Raw genomic sequence first — 20,083 nt, forward strand, 5'->3', positions numbered from 1 at the left:
GGAGATACTATGAAAATTTTTGCAACCACCGACATTCACGGTCAACTTTACCCTTACAATTATAAAACACTGACGCCCCATGATGCCTCTTTGTGTCACGTAGCGACCATACTAAACCACTTTAAAGAGCCTTCTTCCCTTCTGGTGGATAACGGCGATCTCATTGTAGGCAATTTCGCGGAAAATTTCATCGGCTCGGAAAACCCCGCAGTCCGTGCCTTTAATGCCATGAGCTATGACATATGGAACATGGGCAACCATGAATTCAACTTCTCATTAAAGGACCTTGCCGCCACCACAGAAGCATTTCACGGCACCGCCATGATTTTAAATATCCAGGGCTCTCGTGACTTTGTCCCCTATAAAATTGTAGAAAGAGAAGGTCTGCGCCTTTGCTTTATCGGACTGTGCACCACCATGGTGAACTCCTTTAAAGATAGCCTGCGAGATTTTCATCTCACAGATCCTGTTGCGGCACTCAATCAACTCATGCCTCAACTGGAGAGCAGCGTCGATGTCTTTATCGGTTTATTTCACAACGGACTCTATAATGAAAATGCCATGCCGAACACCGGTGTGTGGGACATTTTAGAAAACATCGACGTCCCCTTCGATGTGGTCATTGCAGGCCATACCCATGAAGCCATCAGCTCCCTATATATCGGCAACACCCTGGTGACTCAACCGGGAGCGTATGGCCACTCGGTGGCTATGATTGAGCTGGACCGTGTGAATGGCAAACTTGAGAAGTCTGCACGACTCATTTACAGCAGAGACTATGCGCCGGATCCGAACCTTATGACCATCATTGAGCCTTATCACAAAGAAATTTTACAGCGCATTTCCAAGGTCATCGGCCATCTGCAAAACTTTGACGGCGTCTACAACTACGATTTGGAAGACGGCCCGCTCATCCATCTGATGACCGATATCTTTCGAGCTTACTACCCTGCCGACGTCGTTGCCTTTCAACTGGACTTTGCCATTCCCACACTCACCGACGGCCCGCTCACCCGGTCTCAATTTGCTGAAATCTACACCTATACCGGCGGCGAAGTGAGCATCTATGATATTACCGGCGCGGATCTTATGGAATATATGAAGTGGTCCTATCGCTACTTCACCTACAACGACGGCAAACTCAGCGTCTCCAAACACCGTCGAAACTTTAAGTACAAGACCCTGGACCTCTTTGGCAACATTCACTTTGAATTCAATATTAAAACGGGCGGCATTTCCTCGCTTCGCACGGCATCGGGGCACGACATCCTCCCTAATGATCGCCTTACCATCGCCATGAATTCTTATCGAATGAATTATCTGACCAGTGAGCGAGGTCCGCTTCACGGCAGAGTCTTTGAGAAGCGTCATACATCGACGGCAGAGCCGCTTCACGGCTTCTACGGCAGTATTCGTACGCTTGCGGAGCAGTATCTTGCCTCCCTGCCGAATGCAACCTACACCTATGACGGGACGCTGAACTTTACCATTCACTATTAACAACGCTATACAAAAAAGGTAGTGGCCATCCACTACCTTTTTTGTATGCACATTTACTGTGACTTGAGCTCACTTCGATTTTGCAAGCATTTCGTCATCATCACGCTCACCCGTACCGACCAACACCACACGATCTTTCGGAATATAATTTGAGGTGGCAATTTTCACCGTCTCAGACTCACCGTCTTTAGTGATTGTTTTATAGGTGGCATAAACATAGCCTTTTTTACCCCTTGATTCCACCTTTTCATCGCCTTCATCAAGCTTGGAGGTATATTGGGTCAGGGTGTCGGGTTCCTGCACACTGACGAGCTTTGATGCAATAGTCACATCATAATCACGATCGGCACCGTGGCCGAAGACTTGAAAATGAAGCGTGTTACCATCTGCTTGAGCTTTGAGATAGATATTGTGATTGGTGTTGTTGGTAAATTTTAAATCCTTATAGCCTTCCACGACTGCGGCATCGGTGCCCGGATCGACGTAGGCAATTGGACGGGAATGGTTGTAACGCTCATCAATTTGGAGGTCCGCCAAAATGAGGGCGTTGTACAGCGTGCTGGAGACTTGACAGATGCCACCGCCGACTCCTTGTTCCAGCTCGCCATTCACAAGCACGCCGGCACTTTCAAAGCCGTTGTCTGCCGTGATACCGCCGACAGTATCGAGAAAGGACACGTTCTCGCCGGGTTTGACCACCATGTGATTAAAAAAGTTTGAACCGAGAGCCACGTTGGCTTTTCTGCCTTTAGCAGAGGTGTGGTAATCGGTAGTAAACTCCCCTAAGAGCGCATCGATATCGGTAAAGGCCTCCTCCGTAATCTCAGGGTAAATCGGATTGATAAGAAGATTGACCGGCTCATTTTTTTTCACATTGTCGAGAATTTTCTTACGTGCGTCATCGGCATTGAGATAACGCCCTGCTGCCGGAGTGACTTTTTGAACCTCGCCACTGTCAGTAATGAGAACATCGGCGTTTCGAGCGGCAACATAGTACCGTGTCGCCAAATGGTTAATCGCATCATTTAACAGCTTGGAATCCAAACCATCAGCCAAATCGATAGTTTTAGGAATAAACGGTGTAATCAACGCCACATAATTGACCACGCCGGACTCGGTACGTCCAACGGCATACGCTCGCTCTACCGTCTTGTCGATGTCCACCTTATAACCCAGATCTTCATAGGGAATGGTATAGGTCGTATCATCCAGTACAAAACTCATGACCTGGGTCTTCACACTTTCTGCCGTGGCCTGTTTTAAACGTGCCTCAGCCTCATCTTTTGTCAAACCTGAAAGATTCAGCTCACCGATGTACACACCGTCGTGGATGGTAGTTTTTGGAAGCACGTGACTATAGTAGACAAAACTGCCTGCAAAAAGCGCCACCAGTGCCGTCACGACGAGAATAATTTTATTTTTGTGCTGTTCCGCCCATGAACTATTCATGCGCCCTCCTATAGTGATAACAGTAGTGAGTGATGGTACAATCTTCGCAATGTGGTTTGCGAGCTGTACAAATTCGCCGCCCGTGAAAGATCAGCGTGTGATGAGCCTGTGTCCATCGGGATTTGTCAATTTTTTGCTCCAACTTTGCCTCAATTTTAAGTGGATCCTTTTCATCACAAAATCCGATGCGATTAGCGAGCCGTCCCACATGCGTATCTACAGCAATAGCCGGCACACCGAAACAATTGGACGCCACAACATTGGCCGTCTTCTTCCCTACTCCGGCAAGAGTGGTAAGTTCCTCAATGGTCTGAGGTACTTCGCCGCCGTAACTTGTGATGATGGACGCCGAGGCATTTAAAATATTGGCTGCCTTGTTATTATAAAAGCCGCACGTGCGTATCAGTTCCTTCAGCCGGCTCTCTCCCAAAGCCACCATGGCCTCAGGCGTATCAGCTTCGGCAAACAGCGCCGGTGTCACCTGATTTACTCGCACATCAGTGCATTGGGCCGAGAGAATAGTCGCCACTAACAGCTCATAGGGCGTGTTATGATTTAATTCACAGTGCGCGTCCGGATGAAGGACTTCTAAAAGGTCCAGCACCTCTGCCGCCTGTTGCTTCGTTAAAATTCGTCGCATTAGTCGATCTCAATTTCCGTTTCAATAATCTCACAAGAGTTTTCAAATTCTATAAAATCCACACACTTATCCAAGACTGCTTCGATGTGGCGGTGTCCGTTGGATACCACAGCTATCCCGATTGTGCTGCGTTCCAAGCTCTCCGTGTGGCCCACTTCGGCAATGCTCACAGGAAAGCGGTGTTCAATTTTTCTTACTATAGATTGTATCACACTGCGCTTATCTTTAAGTGAATGGCACTCAAAAAGGCGCAGTTGAATTTCAAGTCGTCCTACTAACATAGTTAGATTATAGCACAACTTACAAAATATACCGAAGAAGGTGTAATTTTTATGGACTGACTGAGTAACCCGCTGCAAGAAAAAAAGAGCAGCTACAATCTGCTCTTATCAAAGACATCAATGACGTCTTGTAAAGTTTTCTTTTGACAGATATCCAAGCCGTCCACGCGAACATCACTTGGTGCTATAAAAGCACGCTTAAAGCCCATCCGTTTCGCTTCTCTAAGACGCACTGTCAGGGAAGGCACCGTCTTCAGCTCTCCGGTGAGCCCCACATCGGCGATAAACACCGTCTGTGTATCAATCGCCACATCTTTAAGCGACGAAAAGATACTCATAATCACCGCAAGGTTGGCCGACGGTTCAGTGAGTTTCATGCCGCCTGTGGTTTTGGTCACGACATTTTTATCCGACAAATTCAACTTTGCCCGCTGCTCCATAATAGAGATGAGTGTATTTAAATTCTCTCGGCGCATGGACTCACTAATCCTTGAAGGATAGGGCAAAAAACTGCTCGAGGCCAGCGCTTCAATTTCAAGAATAATAGGACGTGTACCCTCTTTAATCACTGTGAGCGCACTGCCCGGCAGCTCTTCACCTTGAAGCCTTTGAGTCATAAAGTAGGCCGACGGATTATCCAAAGAGGCTAATCCCTTTTCATCCATAAGGAAAAAACCCATTTCTCCGGTGGAACCGTAACGGTTCTTAGACGCACGCAGGGATCTGAGCTGCTCCCCTTTGTCTGTCTCTAAGATCACAACGGTGTCCACAAGGTGCTCCAAGGCTCGCACACCGGCGAGCTCGTCATCCTTGGTCATCTGTCCCACCATAAAAACCATGCGGGGACGACTGCCTTTGGCAAGCTCAACCAGTCGATGAGCACACTCCATCACCTGAGTCGGGCTGCCCGGTCTTGAAGTGATGTCGCCCAGACTGAACGTTTGAATGGAGTCCACGATCACCAAATCCGCATCCAGTCGCGCCGTCTCCAAGAGGACGTCGTCCATGAGGATGGTCGAGAGAATATAAATGTCCGAAAGGTTGGTTAAAATGCGCTCGGCTCGATTGCGAATCTGCGAGGCCGATTCTTCCCCCGAAGCATAGAGCACTTTCAGTCCGCTCTCAGCCAGTCGCCCGGCCACCTGCAACAACAAGGTGGACTTCCCGGCGCCGGGTTTTGCGGTAATGATGGACACGCTGTCTCTGACAATACCGCCTCCCATCACACGGTCAAATTCCTCCATCCCCGTTTGAATGCGCTCATCGCTTCGTATTGCCACTTTATTTAGAAGTGTTGCCTCCCGGCCCACACGCTTTTTGCCGACAGCCTGCACAGACACGGCGTCCACTTCTTCCATGGCATTCCACGTATCGCAGTTTGGGCACTTTCCAAAGTAACCGCCGCTCTCGTAGCCGCAGGCACTACACTTGTAGAGGGTCTTTTTCTTCATGTTTGGCCTTCGTTATCACTTTGACTTGAAGTTTGCGGTTATAATCCACGTGAATGGTGTCCCCTTTATTGAAAACACCTTTTAAGAGTTCATCGGTCAACACATCTTCAATGTGTTCACGAATAGCCCGTTCCAAAGGCCGTGCTCCGAACTCTTTATTATAGCCGACTTTCGCAATGTGCTTTGCCACTTTCTCCGTGAAGGTAGCATGGATGGACATATCTAAAAGCCGAGCTTCCAATTTTTTCAACATCAGGCTCACAATAGCGACCACTTGTTTTTGATCCAATTCGTTAAAGACGATCACCTCGTCTAAACGGTTCAAAAATTCCGGTTTAAAAGTTTCCCGAAGAGCTTCTTTGACAATTTTGACCATGTTGTCGTACTCGGATTTGGCTGATGGACCATGGCCAAAACCTATGGAAGATTTATTCTTCAGTCGAGCGGCGCCGGCATTGGAGGTCATGATAATGACCGTGTCTTTAAAGCTGACCGTGCGTCCTTTGGCATCGGTGAGTCGACCTTCATCCAATATTTGAAGTAGGATATTAAATACATCGGGATGTGCTTTTTCAATCTCATCAAAGAGCACGACAGTATACGGGTTACTTCGCACAGCGTCAGTGAGCTGGCCACCTTCATCATAGCCGACATAACCCGGAGGCGATCCCACTAACTTGGACACGGTGTGTTTTTCCATATACTCGCTCATATCGATACGAAGAAGACTCGCTTCAGTACCGAACAGCTCTTTGGCAAGAGACTTGGCAAGATAGGTTTTACCGACTCCGGTAGGTCCCACAAAGATAAAAGAACCGATGGGCTTATTCGGGTCTTTTAATCCTACCCGGGCCCGCTTAATGGCCTTTGCGATGGCATCAATAGCCGGATCCTGTCCTTTGACTTCAACTTTTAAGTGCTTATCCAAATCCACCAGTTTTTCGTTTTCTTCCGGGTTCATTGTCGTCACCGGCACTTTAGACCACTCGGCAACCACCTGTTTAATATCCTCTTCGGTAATGGCCACTCGTTGTTCTGCTTCGGCCGCCTCGGCTTTTTTCGCTTCAAAATCCTCTTTCAGCTTTCGTTCTTCATCGCGAAGTTCAGCTGCACGCTCAAAGTCCTGAGCGTTGACGGCCTCATTTTTTTTCTCTTCAATGGCCTTGAGGGATGACTCGTATTCCATGACATAGGGCGGCGTCTTGTAGAGCTTAATCTTAAGCTTTGATGCCGCTTCATCCAAAATGTCAATAGCCTTGTCCGGCAAAAAGCGATCCGTAAGATAGCGTCCGGAAAGCTTGACCGCACTGACAATCACATCATCCGGGATAGTAATATTGTGGTGATCTTCGTATTGCGTCTTTAATCCTCGAATAATGTCAATGGATTCCTCTTCCGAAGGCTCATCGACATTGATGGGCATTAAACGCCGTTCAAAGGCTGTGTCTTTTTCAATGTGCTTACGATATTCGGTAATGGTGGTGGCTCCGATAATTTGCAGATCCCCTTTAGTGAGCATCGGCTTTAAAATATTGGAGGCATCCATAGCGCCTTCCGCCGCCCCTGCACCGATAATGACATGCATCTCATCAATAAAGAGAATGGTGCTGTCATCGCTGACCGATTCGTTTAAGACATTGCGCAGCCGCTCCTCAAAGTCGCCGCGATATTTGGCGCCTGCGATGAGCGCCGTGACATCTAAAGTTCGAATGACTTTGTCCTTGATAATCTCAGGTACATTCCCTTGGACAATCCGCGCCGCTAAGCCTTCTGCTATAGCAGTCTTGCCCACCCCGGGTTCGCCGATAAGCACCGGGTTATTTTTCTTTCGCCGTGAGAGCACTTGAATGACCCGTTCAATTTCTCGCTCGCGACCGATGACCGGATCGATTTTACCGTTCTTGGAACGTTCGTTGAGATTGGTGGTGTATTTATCCAGAGGGCTGTCTGACGACTTGTCGCCTTCGTCTTCAATTTCAGAGCTCATAATGGCTTCTTCCAAAACTCGCGCATCCACGCCAAGCCGGCGAAGCACCAACAGGGCAATCCCGCTGCCCTCTCGAATAATACCGAGAAGAATGTGTTCGGTGCCCACTAAATCCACTTCGTCATCTTTCGCCGCTTCATAGGCCAGTTCAAAAATCTTCTGAGTGCGCGGTGTGTAAACCAAATTGCCGTAGACCGGCTCTTTGCCTTTGGATACAATTTCATAAGTGGCTAACTTCACGGCATCATAATTCAGACCGAAACCTTTTAACAGCTTCATTCCGGTACCGGTGCCTTCACGTAAAATCCCAAGCAGTAAGTGCTCGCTGCCCACGTAGTTCAATCGAGCCTCTCTCGCTTCATTTTGTGCAAATAATATGGCCTTTTGACTTTTTTCTGAGAATTTCCCGAATAGGTTCATAAAAAGACCTCCTTCATCATCTTTCGTATTTCCCTGGCACGGATTAAATCCCGTGACTTGCCATCTAAAAGGGTATGTTGCGCCACTTGAAGATGGCCGTTTCGAAACTCAGGGATTCTTCCCATTAAATCCACTGGTTGTTGTGTTTGAATAACTGATAATTTCATACCTAAGGTGAGATCGGAAAATCCGTTGATCATCTCCGCCTCGGTGAGATAGCGCCCGTACCGTAACAGGCCGTAGGCGCGATAAGTGCGGTCCTCAAGCTCCATAGGATGCTCGAGGCTTAACGCCTTTTCATTACTTTCTTCCATGCTGAGGATTTCAGCTACAATATTTTCAAGCTTGCCCAGCATATCCTTTTCGCTGACACCGAGATTGCGCTCAGGACTGATACGCAATACGCTATGGACTTGCCCGTGATCGCTTCGCAGCATCGCTACGGTATAGCCGAGACGATGCAGACTGCTCTTTAACGAATCCATCTTGTAAAACGCCGTGCCCGGTAAATGCAACGTGACTGACGCCACCATACCGTTCCCGCAATTTTGGGGTTGGGTAGTTAGATACCCAAATGTTTTGGAAAAAGCAACATGCAGCCGCTCGGCAAAATAATCATCCAGATGGTTCAGTGCATCGAAGAGAGCCATAAAATGAAGACGCGTATCGGTCATCACCAACTCTATGTGGTCACTGCCTAAAAAGAGGACCGTCGGTGCCTTATCCATGGTAAATACCCCGGACAGATCTCCATGTGTGAACAAATCGCTGTCGCCGTCGTACGTTTCAAAGATAGCGAGCTTTTCAAGAGAACTCATGGCGTGGGTCGCTTTAAAGCTATATCCGATAGGTTCCAGAACGCTTTTCACATCCGCCAACAATTTGCTCCCTTCTTCAGGGCTGAGCTTGCCCACAAAAGGATAGCCGTGAATATTGCGCCGTAGTCTCAGCTCAGTGTTCAGTACCATAATCCGCCTTCTTTGCTTTCAGTTGATCGCGAATGACTGCAGCCTCTTCGTAAGCTTCTGTAGCCACAGCCTCTCTCAGTTGCCGTTCCAGTTCACGAATGTCCCGTTGTCGTACCAAATCTTCCCCAGCAGAGGCCGGTACTTTTCCCATGTGATGACTGGAATACTTTTCGCTTTCCAACATACTCGTCAGCTCTTTTTCAAAGGTGTCGTAGCAATGTTCACAGCCCAAGGCATTGTGTTCCAGATCAGAAAAAGTAGCGCCGCAATGTGTGCAGGTCTTGTCAAAGTCTCCTGCACTCTTCCCCGAGAGCTTAAATAATTCTCTTAAAAAGCTTTCCACTTGAGCGCTGCCGCCGGCAAAAGGAAACTCCGCTTTCATTTTTTCTTCAGCGCAGCGTCCGCACAGATGTATGGCTTCCACATGATCACCTGTCATCTTCGTATACGAGATGATGGCTTCATTGTCATGACAGTTGTCGCAGAGCATAGTTACCTCCTCACGTAAATATGACCAGCATGACATTTTTTAAAATGTCCGCTCGCACCTTATTGCGTTCATCTCCGGCTTGAGTCAACGCACGGTCGCTGATGCTCACCCGAATGATTTCCAGATCGCGCTTTGTAATGAGCTCTCGTTTATACAGCTCTCTAAGCACATCATCCGCTTTATCCTTAGTAATCTCAGCGCCAATTTCATCAATGTAGGCATCCAAAACAGCTTCATCATCAGCCATAGCTACCCGCACAATACGAATATAGCCCCCGCCCCCGCGACGTGACTCCACATAATAACCCTTGTACGGTGTAAATCGTGTGGTGAGCACATAGTTAATCTGCGACGGTGCGCAGTTAAAGCGATCGGCAATAAGTGCCCTTTGAATCTCTAACGTCCCGTCACCATCTTCCAACAATGTATTGAGAAACTCTGCAATAGAGTTTGAAAGTTTTGCCATAATACCACCTTTGACTATCTTTGTCCTTCGGTTTAAAAATTTTTTCTGACTATATTATACCATTGAGGTGATATAAAGTAAAGTCGCCGCTCAGGCAGGACGTTCTCTTTACGCGTCAGATAAAAAGAAGGACCTCGATAACGACGTCCTTCCGGCTTTACACAATCTTCAATAAACGGCTACTTCCGCCTTCTCAATGATGACATCCTCTACAGGACGATCTGCGAACCCGACCTCCACAGATGCAATCTCATCGACGACATCCATACCTTCAAACACTTGACCGAAGACCGTATGCTTACCGTCCAGCCAAAACGTGCCGCCCAGATTTTCGTAGACATCGACGATTTCATCCGGATAGCCTTTGGCTTCTCCGGCACTTCGCATCTGTTGAATCAAATCAGCTTCCACAGGACCTGCTTGGACGATAAAAAATTGAGAACCGTTGGTGTTCGGACCGGCGTTGGCCATGGACAGTGCGCCGCGGAAATTGCGATAGTTTAAATCAATTTCATCTTCAAACTTCTTCCCGTAAATGGATTCACCGCCTCGACCGGTGCCGGTGGGATCCCCGCCTTGAATCATAAAGTTGTCGATGACGCGATGAAAGATCAGGTTGTCATAGTAACCTTTTTTCACCAATTCTTTAAAGTTTTTCACCGTTTTCGGTGCCACGTCATCAAAGAGGTGAAACTTGATCACACCGTGATTGGTGGTGAAGATGACAATCTCTTCCCCTGCCTGGGGTTTGGAAAGTTGTTTTAACATAATGCCTCCTATTATATATCGCCTTGGTCCGTGATAATGATGGGACCGTCTTTAGTGATGGCGATTTGGTGTTCATATTGCGCTGAAAGACTTCCGTCTAAAGTTCGAGCAGTCCAACCGTTGTCGTCAATGCTCAGTTCTTTTTTACCCATATTGATCATCGGTTCAATAGTAAAAACCATACCCTCTTGAAGCCGAACGCCACGCCCGGCCTTACCGTAGTGGAGCACTTGCGGATCTTCGTGCATCTCCTGTCCGATGCCGTGGCCTACAAATTCCCGAACCACACTGTAACCTTTCTCTTCCGCAAAAGTTTGAATCGCGTGTCCGATGTCGCCTAAACGGTTGCCGATGACGGCCTGTTCAATGCCGATATACATCGCTTCACGTGTGGCATCCAGTAAATCCTGTGCCTCCTCTGAAACCTGACCTACCGGGTAACTCCAGGCTGAGTCCGCGAGCCATCCGTCCACGTTCACCACCATATCCACGGTGATAATGTCCCCATCTTGTAAAATATAGTCTGACGGAAAGCCGTGACAAATTTCATCATTGACTGACGCACAGATGCTGTAAGGATAGCCTTCATACCCCTTTTGTTCCGGATAGGCACCCCGTTGTGTCAAAAAGTCTTCCACAAAGGCATCCAGCGACATCGTGGAGACACCGGGTTTAATCTTATCTCGGAGCTGATGGTGAACTTCGGCGAGAAGCTTCCCCGCCACTTGCATTTTTTTTATTTCATCAGGTGTTTTTATAACTATCATTTTATCTACCTCGTTTTCAATCTCCATTATAGCAGATGGACAGACTATGTTATAATTTTTTCATGGTTACCATGCTAAACAGTTTTTTAAAAGATAAATTTCATACCAAAGTGGTCAAGCTGTCACTGGACGGCGGCGCCACCTGCCCCAACCGTATTCACAACGGCGGCTGTTTGTTTTGTACCCCACAAGGTGCCGGAGAATTCACCGATGCTGGTTCGATGGCGATGCAAATTGAACGGCAAAAACAGCGTCTTGCATCGAAATGGCCCACGGATCACGCCATCGCCTACTTTCAAAATTTCACCAACACCTATGGGGATGTGAAAGCACTGGAGTCCATGTACAGTGCCATTATTGCGAGACCGGACATTGTGGGACTGGCCATCGCCACACGAGCCGACTGTCTGGATGATGACGTCGTAGCCATGCTGAAACGACTGAATGAAAAAACTTTTTTGTGGGTGGAGCTGGGCCTTCAAACGATACATGATCCGACTCTCGAACGGATCCGCCGCGGTTATAACCACGAGGTCTTTCATCAAGGTGCTATGAAGTTAAGGGCCGCCGGCATTCCTGTCGTCTTTCATATGCTTCTGGGACTGCCTTTTGAAAGTCGCCGTGATTTCGACGCCACATTTGACTACATCAACACCTTTCGCCCTTTCGGCGTGAAGTTTCATTCCCTCTACATTCAACGGGACTCTGAGCTGTTTTCCTATTACTTGGCATCACCTATGACCCTACTGAGTGAAGCGGATTACGTCGATATTGTCAGTGACTATCTTGTGGCACTGGATCCCGCCATCGTCGTCCATCGTCTCACTGGAGATCCTTTGCGCACCATGCACATTGCGCCGATGTGGGTGCGCAACAAACTTCATGTCATCAGTGCCATACAACGCGCATATAAAGAGAAGTTAGCTCATCAAAGCTAACTTCTTTTTATTTTCTATTTGGATCCCAGTGCCCGCATGGCATTTAAAATGGCAAGAAGAGCCACCCCCACATCGGCAAAGACCGCCATCCACATCGACGCGAATCCGAAAAGACCTAAAAGCATCACAGCAAACTTGACGATAAGAACGACACCGATATTCTCCTTCGCAATCAAGCGTGTCCGTTTGGCAATATCAATGGCCTCACCGATCTTTGAAAGCTCGTCATTCATAAGGATCAGATCTGCCGCGTCAATGGCCACATCTGCACCCACCGCCCCCATGGCGATGCCGATGTCCGCCTGTATCAGCGACGGTGCATCGTTAATCCCGTCACCGACAAATGCCACACGACCTGTAGCGGCCGACTGAATCGCATCCAAAGCGTCCAGCTTATCCCGGGGCAGCAGCTCCGCCTTAAAGGTGTCAATGCCGAGCGCTTCGCTGACACGTCTCACGTTGTCCGTGGTATCGCCGGAGAGGAGCACAAGCTCAATCCCCTGCGCTTTAAGTGCTGCAAGGTCGTCGTAGGCGTGAGGTTTCACTCTGTCTGCCACAACCACACAGCCAAGATATTGTGTCCCTCGGGCCACGTGGACCGCCACGCCGCCGGGCGGTGTTTCGGCCACATCAATACCTGACTGAGTCAACAATTTTTTACTCCCCACAAGGACCGTGTCGCCATGATAGTCATACGACATACCAAGACCTGCTATTTCTTTTACACGGCTCACCCCGTCCGCTACACCCTCGCAAGCCTTCGCAATGGCTCGGGCAACGGGGTGGTTGGAACGGGACTCACCCATGGCGGCGAACCGTAACGTCTCATCGCCGAGCACGTCGGTAACTTCAAAATTGCCTTGCGTGAGTGTGCCGGTTTTGTCAAAGATAATGGTGTTGATAGCGTGGAGCCCTTCCAGGACATTGCCGCCTTTAACGAAGATTCCTCGCTTGGAGGCATGGCCAATGCCTGCAAACATCGTCAGCGGCACAGAAATAACAAGGGCACACGGACAGGAAATCACCAAAAAGGTGGCGGCTCGAACGAGGCCCTCACGGAAGGTGAACAGCCCTAAAGACGACGGTACGACAGCTATCAGCGCCGCCAAAACTACCACCGACGGCGTGTACACTTTAGCAAAACGCGTGATGTAATACTCGATACGACTTTTCTTCTCAGCGGCATACTCGACCAGATCAATCATACGGGCAATGGTAGACTGTTCATAGACTTTCGTCACTGTCATGATAATAGCGTCTGTGGTGTTGATAAAACCGGAGAGTACCTCATCGCCTTCGTTAATGTGTCGCGGCAGAGATTCGCCACTCAGCATCGAAGTATCCATTGCCGTGGCGCCTTCTACCACAACGCCGTCCACAGGTACTTTTTCACCGGGTTTGATGAGCAGCCTATCTCCGACGCACAGCCGTTGTGGCAAAACCACATCATAGCCTGTCTCGGTGATACGCGTCGCCGATGTGATTTTAAGCGCCAGAGCCCGGCCAATATGCTTTCTGGAGTTGGCCACCGCCCTATCCTGAAAGTATTCTCCAAAATTATAGAAAAGCATGACGCCGACGGCTTCGGAATAAGCTCCAAGATAGACAGCGCTCAACGACGCGATGACCATCAGCAGGTTCTCATCAAAGATATCGCCCCGTCGGATTGTTGCAAAAGCCCGACGAAACACCTCCCACGACGTCGTAATATAGAGGAGAAAATAGACCGGCACACGGTATGGATGAAGCCAAAACGTGTTGATCACAAACAAAATCAGAAGCAGGATCATGGCATAGAGCTCGCTGTAATCCGGGCGTTCTTCCACCTCGTATAGCGTCTCGATTTCGCCGGTAACCACGCCAGGTTCAATGGCATCGACAATGGCTTTGATCTCGTTAAAGAGGCTCATAGAACCTTCCGTCCCCTCGACAGTGAGAATTTCATTGGCAAAATTAAAATGCGCACTGTCCACACCGTCCAGTTTCGATACCGCATCTTCAATTTTTCTTGTGCAGTTGGCACAGGTTAACCCTTTCAGTTGCAATTGATAGGATGTCATAAGTCCCTCAGGGAAGTAAAAATAAAACCATAAAATGAATACTTGCTCATATGTTGAATTATATACTTTATGTGTAAACTGTCAAGCGGCGCCATAAAAAAGGGAGGCCGAAGCCTCCATCATCTCTTATAAAGTAAACGTACCTATTCGCAGCTTGTCGCCTTCATCATGGAAGCTGATAGTCCACTTGCCGTTCATATTGTTAGTCTTAACCAATTCTTCAAAATAGAAGCTCACCACACCCATGTCAATGAGGGAGCGCAGATCTTCATCCGTGTGCACCATATAGAGGTCGACGCCGGCATCGCGAATGACAAAGCGCCAAGGTTGCAGATTCTTGTGTGACGGTGCATAAATGAGGGTGGAGAAGATATCCAAAAGGCCTCGATTCTCCAAGGTGTCAAGGCTGACAGGATTGCCGTAAGTCGCTTCAAAGACCACCTCTTGCACCGGCATACGGGAACTGGTCGTTTCTTTGGAGAAGAGTTTTTTACCTTTGCCATGTCCGAAAGCAATGAGAAAATGGATTCGCTCGCCGCCTTCGCCAAAGACACCTCGCATCGTGCTCGCATCCACTTCATCCACAGTGATCCAACAGGTGTCCAGTCCTAAGTCAATAATTTTGGTGTTGAGCTTTTCAAGTCCGTAGCCTACTTTCAAGCGATTTTCCATCGTCTCGGACACGGTCGACAGCGCCACATAATGGGGCGCTTCAATCATCACCCCGCTGTAACCGGCTTTTCCTTTTAAACCCTCAGATACCACCTTGCCGTTCTCCAAAATTAAAAATTTGAATACGCCGTTTTCTTCGGCATCAATGGCGGCGACAGCATCTTTGATGGCGTCCATCTCATACTTGTCGATGGCCGTCGGCTTAAAGTCTCGTACCGATTTTCTCTTTTGCAAAAATTGCGTAATTAACATGACATCCTCCTTTTATTCTTGGACTGTGATTTCGCGCAAATATTAGATCAAATAATTGTAGACAAAGAGACTGCTCAGCGTGCCCAGGAGCACCCCGGCAAGCACGTCTGTGGGATAGTGCACACCTAAATAAATCCTTGAAATAGCTACAAAGCCTGCTAAGACAAGCACCACCACATTGAGACCGGGATAATTGAGCCCAACGATCACCGCTACAGTAAAGGACGCTGTAGAGTGTCCTGACGGAAAAGAATAGTCCGAGAGGTCAATGCCAAAGGTGTGTAAATTTTTTAAAATCCAATAAGGTCTATTTCTTGAAAAAATCCGTTTTAAAATTTGAGCACTGAGGGTTGAGATAGCAAGGGCCAACACAATTTGATAGGCCAAAGCGCGATACTTGCCTCCTAATAAAAAGGGAACGACAACATAGAGCACACTGGCCGTAACACCCCCCAGATGGGTGATATGAAAGAACAAAAAGTCCCAAAACGAGCTATGCATTCTTCTATTTATAATCTCAATAAAGAAGTTGTCGAAGATTTTAAACGGATTTTTCATAGACACCTCGTTAATATTATATCTCAACTCCTATGATTCTGAAAGCCTTAACATTTGCACTCCCGCGTCACATTCGTTACAATGAAAGCCGGAGGTAGCCTGTGAAGCTTTCATCGGAACAACTATGCGCAACTGAACATCTCACCGGCCCTGCCCTGACCTTAGCCGTCCCGGGCAGTGGCAAGACCACGGTACTCTTAAACCGTCTATTGCGTCTTATGGCTCGCGGCGTCGATCCGTCGCGAATTCTCACCATCACGTTCTCCAAGTCTGCACAACTGGACATGAAACGCCGCTTCGGCGCACTCTCACAAGCATCCTGTCCTTTTATGACGCTACATGCTTTCAGCTACCGCATTCTTCGTGATTACTATCGCAAAAAGGGCCGTGATATGCGCCTGATCGACGAGCAAAGCGGCAAGAAGTTTGAGATCATTCGCCGCATCTACGGCGACCTTTTCAACCGCCGCCTCAGCGACGAAAACTTGGAGCACATTGTGACGACGATCTCTGCAGTAAAAAATGCCATGTTGCCGCCCACAGATTCAACCGCTCGTATCAAAGGCTTTACTCAAATCTATCAGGCCTATGAAACCTATAAAAACGAGAACAGTCTCATTGACTTTGATGATATGATCTTACAAGCCATAGCGATTTTAAAATCGGACAAAGCGCTCTTGAAAAAATATCAAAGCCGCTACGACTTTTATCAACTGGATGAAGGTCAAGATACTTCCCGAGCTCAGTTTGAGCTGCTTCACATCCTCTCTGCACCTGCCCACAACCTCTTTATGGTGGCCGATGACGACCAGTCCATCTACGCCTTTCGCGGCGCCAGTCCGGATTACCTTTTACACATCAACAAGGTCTATCCCGACATCACACTGTACTACCTGAAGCACAACTACCGCAGTTCGAAAAATATTGTGGATTTGTCCCATCAGTTCATAAGTCAAAATACACGCCGCTTTGTCAAAGATATGCGCTCAAGTAAAGACTATGCGTCACCGGTTAAAATTTTTAAAGTTCGCGACACGTCACATCAGTATGATCTCATTGTCAAGACCATGGCTCAGGCGCCGGAAAAATCCTACGCCGTGCTGTACCGCAACAACTTGTCTTCTCTGGGACTGGTGGAATACCTGGAGCGACATAAGGTGGACTTCAACATCCACGGCAATCGACTGAGGTTTTTTCGCCATTTTGTCGTGACAGATATACTGAATATTATTCATTTCAGTTATAATACTACTGACAGCTCTTTATTCAGTTCCTTTTACTACAAAATTCGCGGTTACATTTCAAAAAAACACATTGCCTACATTAAGGCTCACAGTGGCAGTGATGTGTTAAAGACACTGCTCGGCTATCCCGACTTACCGTCTTATTATCGCGACACGCTCTTTTCTCTGATGCATGATTTCAAAGTGCTTCGAAGTCTGAGTGTCGCAGATCAGATTGAGTATGTGCTCAATGCCCTGGGATACCGGGATTACTTGGTGGACTTTTCCGAGAAGTTCGGTTTCAGTCACACATCACTCTTGGAATTTGCCCATATGCTCAAGTATATTGCCGGCTCGGTGCTGAGCTTTGACGAGCTCTTAGGACGGCTCCAATACTTAGAGGAACTCTTGAAAAAGCCTCAGCTGCGTCAAACACGCTGTACCCTCTCCACCATTCATTCCGTCAAAGGTCTGGAGTACGACACGGTGTTTATCATCGATGCCGTGGACGGCGTGCTCCCTCTTCCCACGACGAACCGGACGGACGCCGAGGAAGAACGGCGACTCTTTTACGTCGCCATGACGCGTGCGCGGGAAGAACTCTATATTTTAGCCCCAAAAATTTACAACGGAAAGCTCACGGCAGTCTCTGCCTTCATCGACGAGCTTTCACACTACTCATAAAGGAGGTGCCCTGATGAAAAACGAAATTGTAGAGGACGATCTCATCACACGCATCCAAGCCATTGTGGACAATGTGGATGTCGAGGGAGCGGTGAGTTTATGTAGTGACTACCACTACGTGGACATTCTCGAAGCGTTAGATGAGATGGACACCGACCCGGTTCGCATCTTTATGAAGATGCTCCCCTATGAAGACGTCGCCGGCCTTTTGGAAAACAGCTGGGACGACTTTTTAATCATGGTCACGCCGGCTTTTACCAATGCGGAGCTTATCAACATCTTCACCTATATGGCAAAGGCCGACGTTGCCGACCTGTTAGGTTTCCTTTCAACCGTCCGACGCAAAGAAATTCTTCGCTATATGAAAAGCGCCGACTCCAACATTCTGAATATGATTTTGTCCTTCGATGCCGAGTCCTGCGGCGGTATTATGACCACAGAATTCATCGCCTTGAAGGAAAATCTCACAGTGCGCCAAGCGCTTTTAAAACTAAAGGACATTGCACCGAAGACAGAAATTATTGACTACTTGCTGGTCACGGACAATCGTCATCGACTCCAAGGGGTCATCGACCTTAGAGATCTGTTAGTCGCAGAAGACGACACCTTACTGAAAGACCTGTTCGAAGATTTCCCTTTCTATGTCCATGCGGAAGACGACCAGGAAGAAGCTTCCAACATGATCACCAAGTACGACTTGAACATTCTGCCTGTTGTGAGCAAAAGCATGGCCGTCCTCGGGGTGATCACCTCGGAAGACATCATTGCAGTCATCGACCAGGAATACACCGAAGACATTCTCGCCATGAGCGGGGTCAATGCGGAAGAAGAATTTGACTCGGAATTTTTCGAGTCCTTCAAAAACCGTTTCCCTTGGCTGGTGGTGAACCTCTTTACCGCATTTCTCGCCGCTTCAGTGGTGGGACTTTTCTCCGCAACAATTGACACTGTTGTTGCGCTGTCCGCCGCCATGCCGATTGTCACCGGTATGGGCGGTAATTCCGGCAACCAAACCCTCTCCATCGTCCTCACCTCCATCGCAAGAGGCGATATGGCATTGGATAAAGATTTTAAACTCATCATGAAGGAAATCGGCCTCGCCTTGATTAATGGTGCACTCCTCGGCGCCGGCGCAGGGATCGTCCTTGCCGTTAAGTATGCCAACCCGTTCCTTGGTGTGATTATGTTCAGCGCCATGATTTTAAACTTTATCGTGGCAGGTGTGACAGGCTTTTTAATTCCTCTTCTTTTGGATAAAATGAAAATGGATCCTGCGGTGGCCTCCTCCATTTTTCTCACCACGTTTACCGACACCTGTGGCTTCTTTATCTTTCTTGGCCTTGCCACCATATTCCTGCCAAAGTTAATTTAACATGGTATGAAAAAACCTGCCTAAATAAGGCAGGTTTTCTTGTCGTTATTATATTAACTGTAATTAAATCGAATGATTTGCTCCGTACTATTGACGTCCGCCATGACCCCGAAAGGTACAATACACCGCGGTGTACTGTGGCCCACATTCACATTGTACACTATGGACAGCTTCTTATTTGAAATAGTTTCCAAAAGCACAGACTTATAGGCATCAAAATACGTTTCATTCTGAGGCTTACCCACTAAGAGTCCCGAGATCACATCAAAGATTCCGAAATCTTCCAACGCTTGAATCATGTTGCGAAAACACTCCGGTGTCGGTCGCTCTTCACTGGTCTCAAGCAAAAGAATCTTACCTTTCCAGTCCTCTGGCGTCGGAAAGAGCTGATAGCGGTCTATCATTGTCACCGTGTCAGGATAACGAGAGTTGTCGAACACAGTGAAAATAGAATCCAGACAGCCGCCCAGTATCTCACCGGAAAAGACAGGTGCACCCCGAAGTAACTGAAAGCCTTCATTGGGATGATTTGCCATATCGACACCGATGCCGCTTTCACTAAAATCCTCCCGCTCCTCATACCAGTACTTCGCGGGACGAATGACCTCAATCCGCCCTGTCGTAATAAGCTCGTCAAAATAGTGCGCCGTGTACGGGAGCATCTGGGACGACAACTCACATACATCCGGCAAAAATGCCTGGCCGTAGAATGTCTTCAGTCCCACCTTATGTAACATCAAGTGATTTATCGTTGTATCGGAAAAGCCTAAAAAGATAGTATCCCTTACGGCTTGTTTCAGTTCACCACGATCAAATAAATACGGCAAAAGGCGATATGTGTCATCGCCGCCAATGGCACATAAAATCATATCAATGGATGGATCGGCAAACGCCGTGAGTAAATCCTCGGCTCGCTTCTCGGGATGTGCTTTCAAATACGTCAGTCCTTTCATAGCATGAGGCATAAAGACAACGTCACAGCCTTTATCTCGCAGTCGCTTCAACCCGAGCTCCAACTCATGACATATAAAAGACTCTCCAAGAAGACCTTGCGATAAACTGACAATGCCTACTTTTTTTACTTTCATCATCCCAACTCACTTTCCATACCCCTTGACTTGGACAACCCTCCGGCAG

18 protein-coding genes are annotated in these 20,083 nt (G+C 48.0%); 4 read left to right on the forward strand and 14 right to left on the reverse strand.

Going from position 1 to position 20,083, the window contains the following annotated elements:
- The first annotated feature begins 9 nt into the window (after positions 1-9).
- Positions 10-1,500: a bifunctional metallophosphatase/5'-nucleotidase gene (locus O6R05_RS05520; RefSeq protein ID WP_271190997.1), complete on the forward strand. Its 1,491-nt coding sequence runs from the start codon at positions 10-12 to the stop codon at positions 1,498-1,500.
- Between the two features lie 69 nt (positions 1,501-1,569).
- Here the strand turns inward: O6R05_RS05520 and O6R05_RS05525 are convergent, their stop codons facing one another.
- The 10 genes from O6R05_RS05525 to map all read right to left on the reverse strand — a co-directional run bounded on the left by O6R05_RS05525 (position 1,570) and on the right by map (position 11,187).
- Positions 1,570-2,949: a VanW family protein gene (locus tag O6R05_RS05525; RefSeq protein ID WP_271190998.1), complete on the reverse strand. Its 1,380-nt coding sequence runs from the start codon at positions 2,947-2,949 to the stop codon at positions 1,570-1,572.
- On the reverse strand, positions 2,942-3,589 hold the full coding sequence (gene nth / locus O6R05_RS05530; protein ID WP_271190999.1) for an endonuclease III: 648 nt from the start codon (positions 3,587-3,589) through the stop codon (positions 2,942-2,944). The genes O6R05_RS05525 and nth overlap by 8 nt, the downstream gene beginning before the upstream one ends.
- Entirely contained in the window at positions 3,589-3,870 is a 282-nt protein-coding gene (locus tag O6R05_RS05535; RefSeq protein ID WP_271191000.1) for a DUF503 domain-containing protein, read from the reverse strand. The genes nth and O6R05_RS05535 overlap by 1 nt, the downstream gene beginning before the upstream one ends.
- A 92-nt stretch (positions 3,871-3,962) precedes the next feature.
- Positions 3,963-5,321, reverse strand: a complete 1,359-nt coding sequence (radA, locus tag O6R05_RS05540; protein WP_271191001.1) for a DNA repair protein RadA — start codon at positions 5,319-5,321, stop codon at positions 3,963-3,965.
- Positions 5,293-7,728 (reverse strand): ATP-dependent Clp protease ATP-binding subunit, encoded by a 2,436-nt coding sequence (locus O6R05_RS05545; protein ID WP_271191002.1) that lies wholly within the window; start codon positions 7,726-7,728, stop codon positions 5,293-5,295. The genes radA and O6R05_RS05545 overlap by 29 nt, the downstream gene beginning before the upstream one ends.
- Positions 7,725-8,696, reverse strand: coding sequence for an ATP--guanido phosphotransferase (locus tag O6R05_RS05550; RefSeq protein ID WP_271191003.1), 972 nt, complete (start codon positions 8,694-8,696; stop codon positions 7,725-7,727). Before O6R05_RS05550 ends, O6R05_RS05545 begins: the two co-directional genes overlap by 4 nt.
- Positions 8,680-9,186, reverse strand: coding sequence for a UvrB/UvrC motif-containing protein (locus O6R05_RS05555; protein WP_271191004.1), 507 nt, complete (start codon positions 9,184-9,186; stop codon positions 8,680-8,682). The genes O6R05_RS05550 and O6R05_RS05555 overlap by 17 nt, the downstream gene beginning before the upstream one ends.
- A 10-nt stretch (positions 9,187-9,196) precedes the next feature.
- Complete coding sequence (locus O6R05_RS05560) at positions 9,197-9,652, reverse strand: CtsR family transcriptional regulator (RefSeq protein WP_271191005.1); 456 nt, start codon at positions 9,650-9,652, stop codon at positions 9,197-9,199.
- Positions 9,653-9,820: 168 nt separating this feature from the next.
- On the reverse strand, positions 9,821-10,420 hold the full coding sequence (locus O6R05_RS05565; RefSeq protein WP_271191006.1) for a peptidylprolyl isomerase: 600 nt from the start codon (positions 10,418-10,420) through the stop codon (positions 9,821-9,823).
- A gap of 11 nt (positions 10,421-10,431) precedes the next feature.
- Complete coding sequence (gene map / locus O6R05_RS05570) at positions 10,432-11,187, reverse strand: type I methionyl aminopeptidase (RefSeq protein ID WP_271191007.1); 756 nt, start codon at positions 11,185-11,187, stop codon at positions 10,432-10,434.
- A gap of 71 nt (positions 11,188-11,258) precedes the next feature.
- Between map and O6R05_RS05575 the strand changes: the two genes are divergently transcribed.
- A complete protein-coding gene (locus O6R05_RS05575; protein ID WP_271191008.1) occupies positions 11,259-12,125 on the forward strand; it encodes a TIGR01212 family radical SAM protein in 867 nt (288 codons plus the stop codon).
- A gap of 14 nt (positions 12,126-12,139) precedes the next feature.
- Here O6R05_RS05575 and O6R05_RS05580 read toward each other — a convergent pair whose 3' ends face one another.
- From O6R05_RS05580 to O6R05_RS05590, 3 genes are all read right to left on the reverse strand, one after another.
- Entirely contained in the window at positions 12,140-14,185 is a 2,046-nt protein-coding gene (locus tag O6R05_RS05580; RefSeq protein ID WP_271191009.1) for a heavy metal translocating P-type ATPase, read from the reverse strand.
- Positions 14,186-14,311: 126 nt separating this feature from the next.
- Positions 14,312-15,109 carry a nitroreductase family protein gene (locus O6R05_RS05585; RefSeq protein ID WP_271191010.1) on the reverse strand — a complete coding sequence of 266 codons (798 nt, stop codon included), beginning with the start codon at positions 15,107-15,109 and terminating at the stop codon, positions 14,312-14,314.
- Between the two features lie 42 nt (positions 15,110-15,151).
- On the reverse strand, positions 15,152-15,667 hold the full coding sequence (locus O6R05_RS05590) for a phosphatase PAP2 family protein (protein WP_271191011.1): 516 nt from the start codon (positions 15,665-15,667) through the stop codon (positions 15,152-15,154).
- 101 nt (positions 15,668-15,768) lie between these two features.
- Here O6R05_RS05590 and O6R05_RS05595 point away from each other — a divergent pair, with 101 nt between their 5' ends.
- On the forward strand, positions 15,769-17,574 hold the full coding sequence (locus O6R05_RS05595; RefSeq protein ID WP_271191012.1) for an ATP-dependent helicase: 1,806 nt from the start codon (positions 15,769-15,771) through the stop codon (positions 17,572-17,574).
- Positions 17,575-17,587: 13 nt separating this feature from the next.
- Positions 17,588-18,946, forward strand: a complete 1,359-nt coding sequence (gene mgtE / locus O6R05_RS05600) for a magnesium transporter (protein WP_271191013.1) — start codon at positions 17,588-17,590, stop codon at positions 18,944-18,946.
- A 53-nt stretch (positions 18,947-18,999) separates the two neighbouring features.
- Here mgtE and O6R05_RS05605 read toward each other — a convergent pair whose 3' ends face one another.
- Positions 19,000-20,037: a S66 family peptidase gene (locus O6R05_RS05605; protein ID WP_271191014.1), complete on the reverse strand. Its 1,038-nt coding sequence runs from the start codon at positions 20,035-20,037 to the stop codon at positions 19,000-19,002.
- Positions 20,038-20,083 lie beyond the last annotated feature (46 nt).

Source organism: Peptoniphilus equinus, assembly GCF_027921445.1.
Taxonomy (GTDB): domain Bacteria; phylum Bacillota; class Clostridia; order Tissierellales; family Peptoniphilaceae; genus Peptoniphilus; species Peptoniphilus equinus.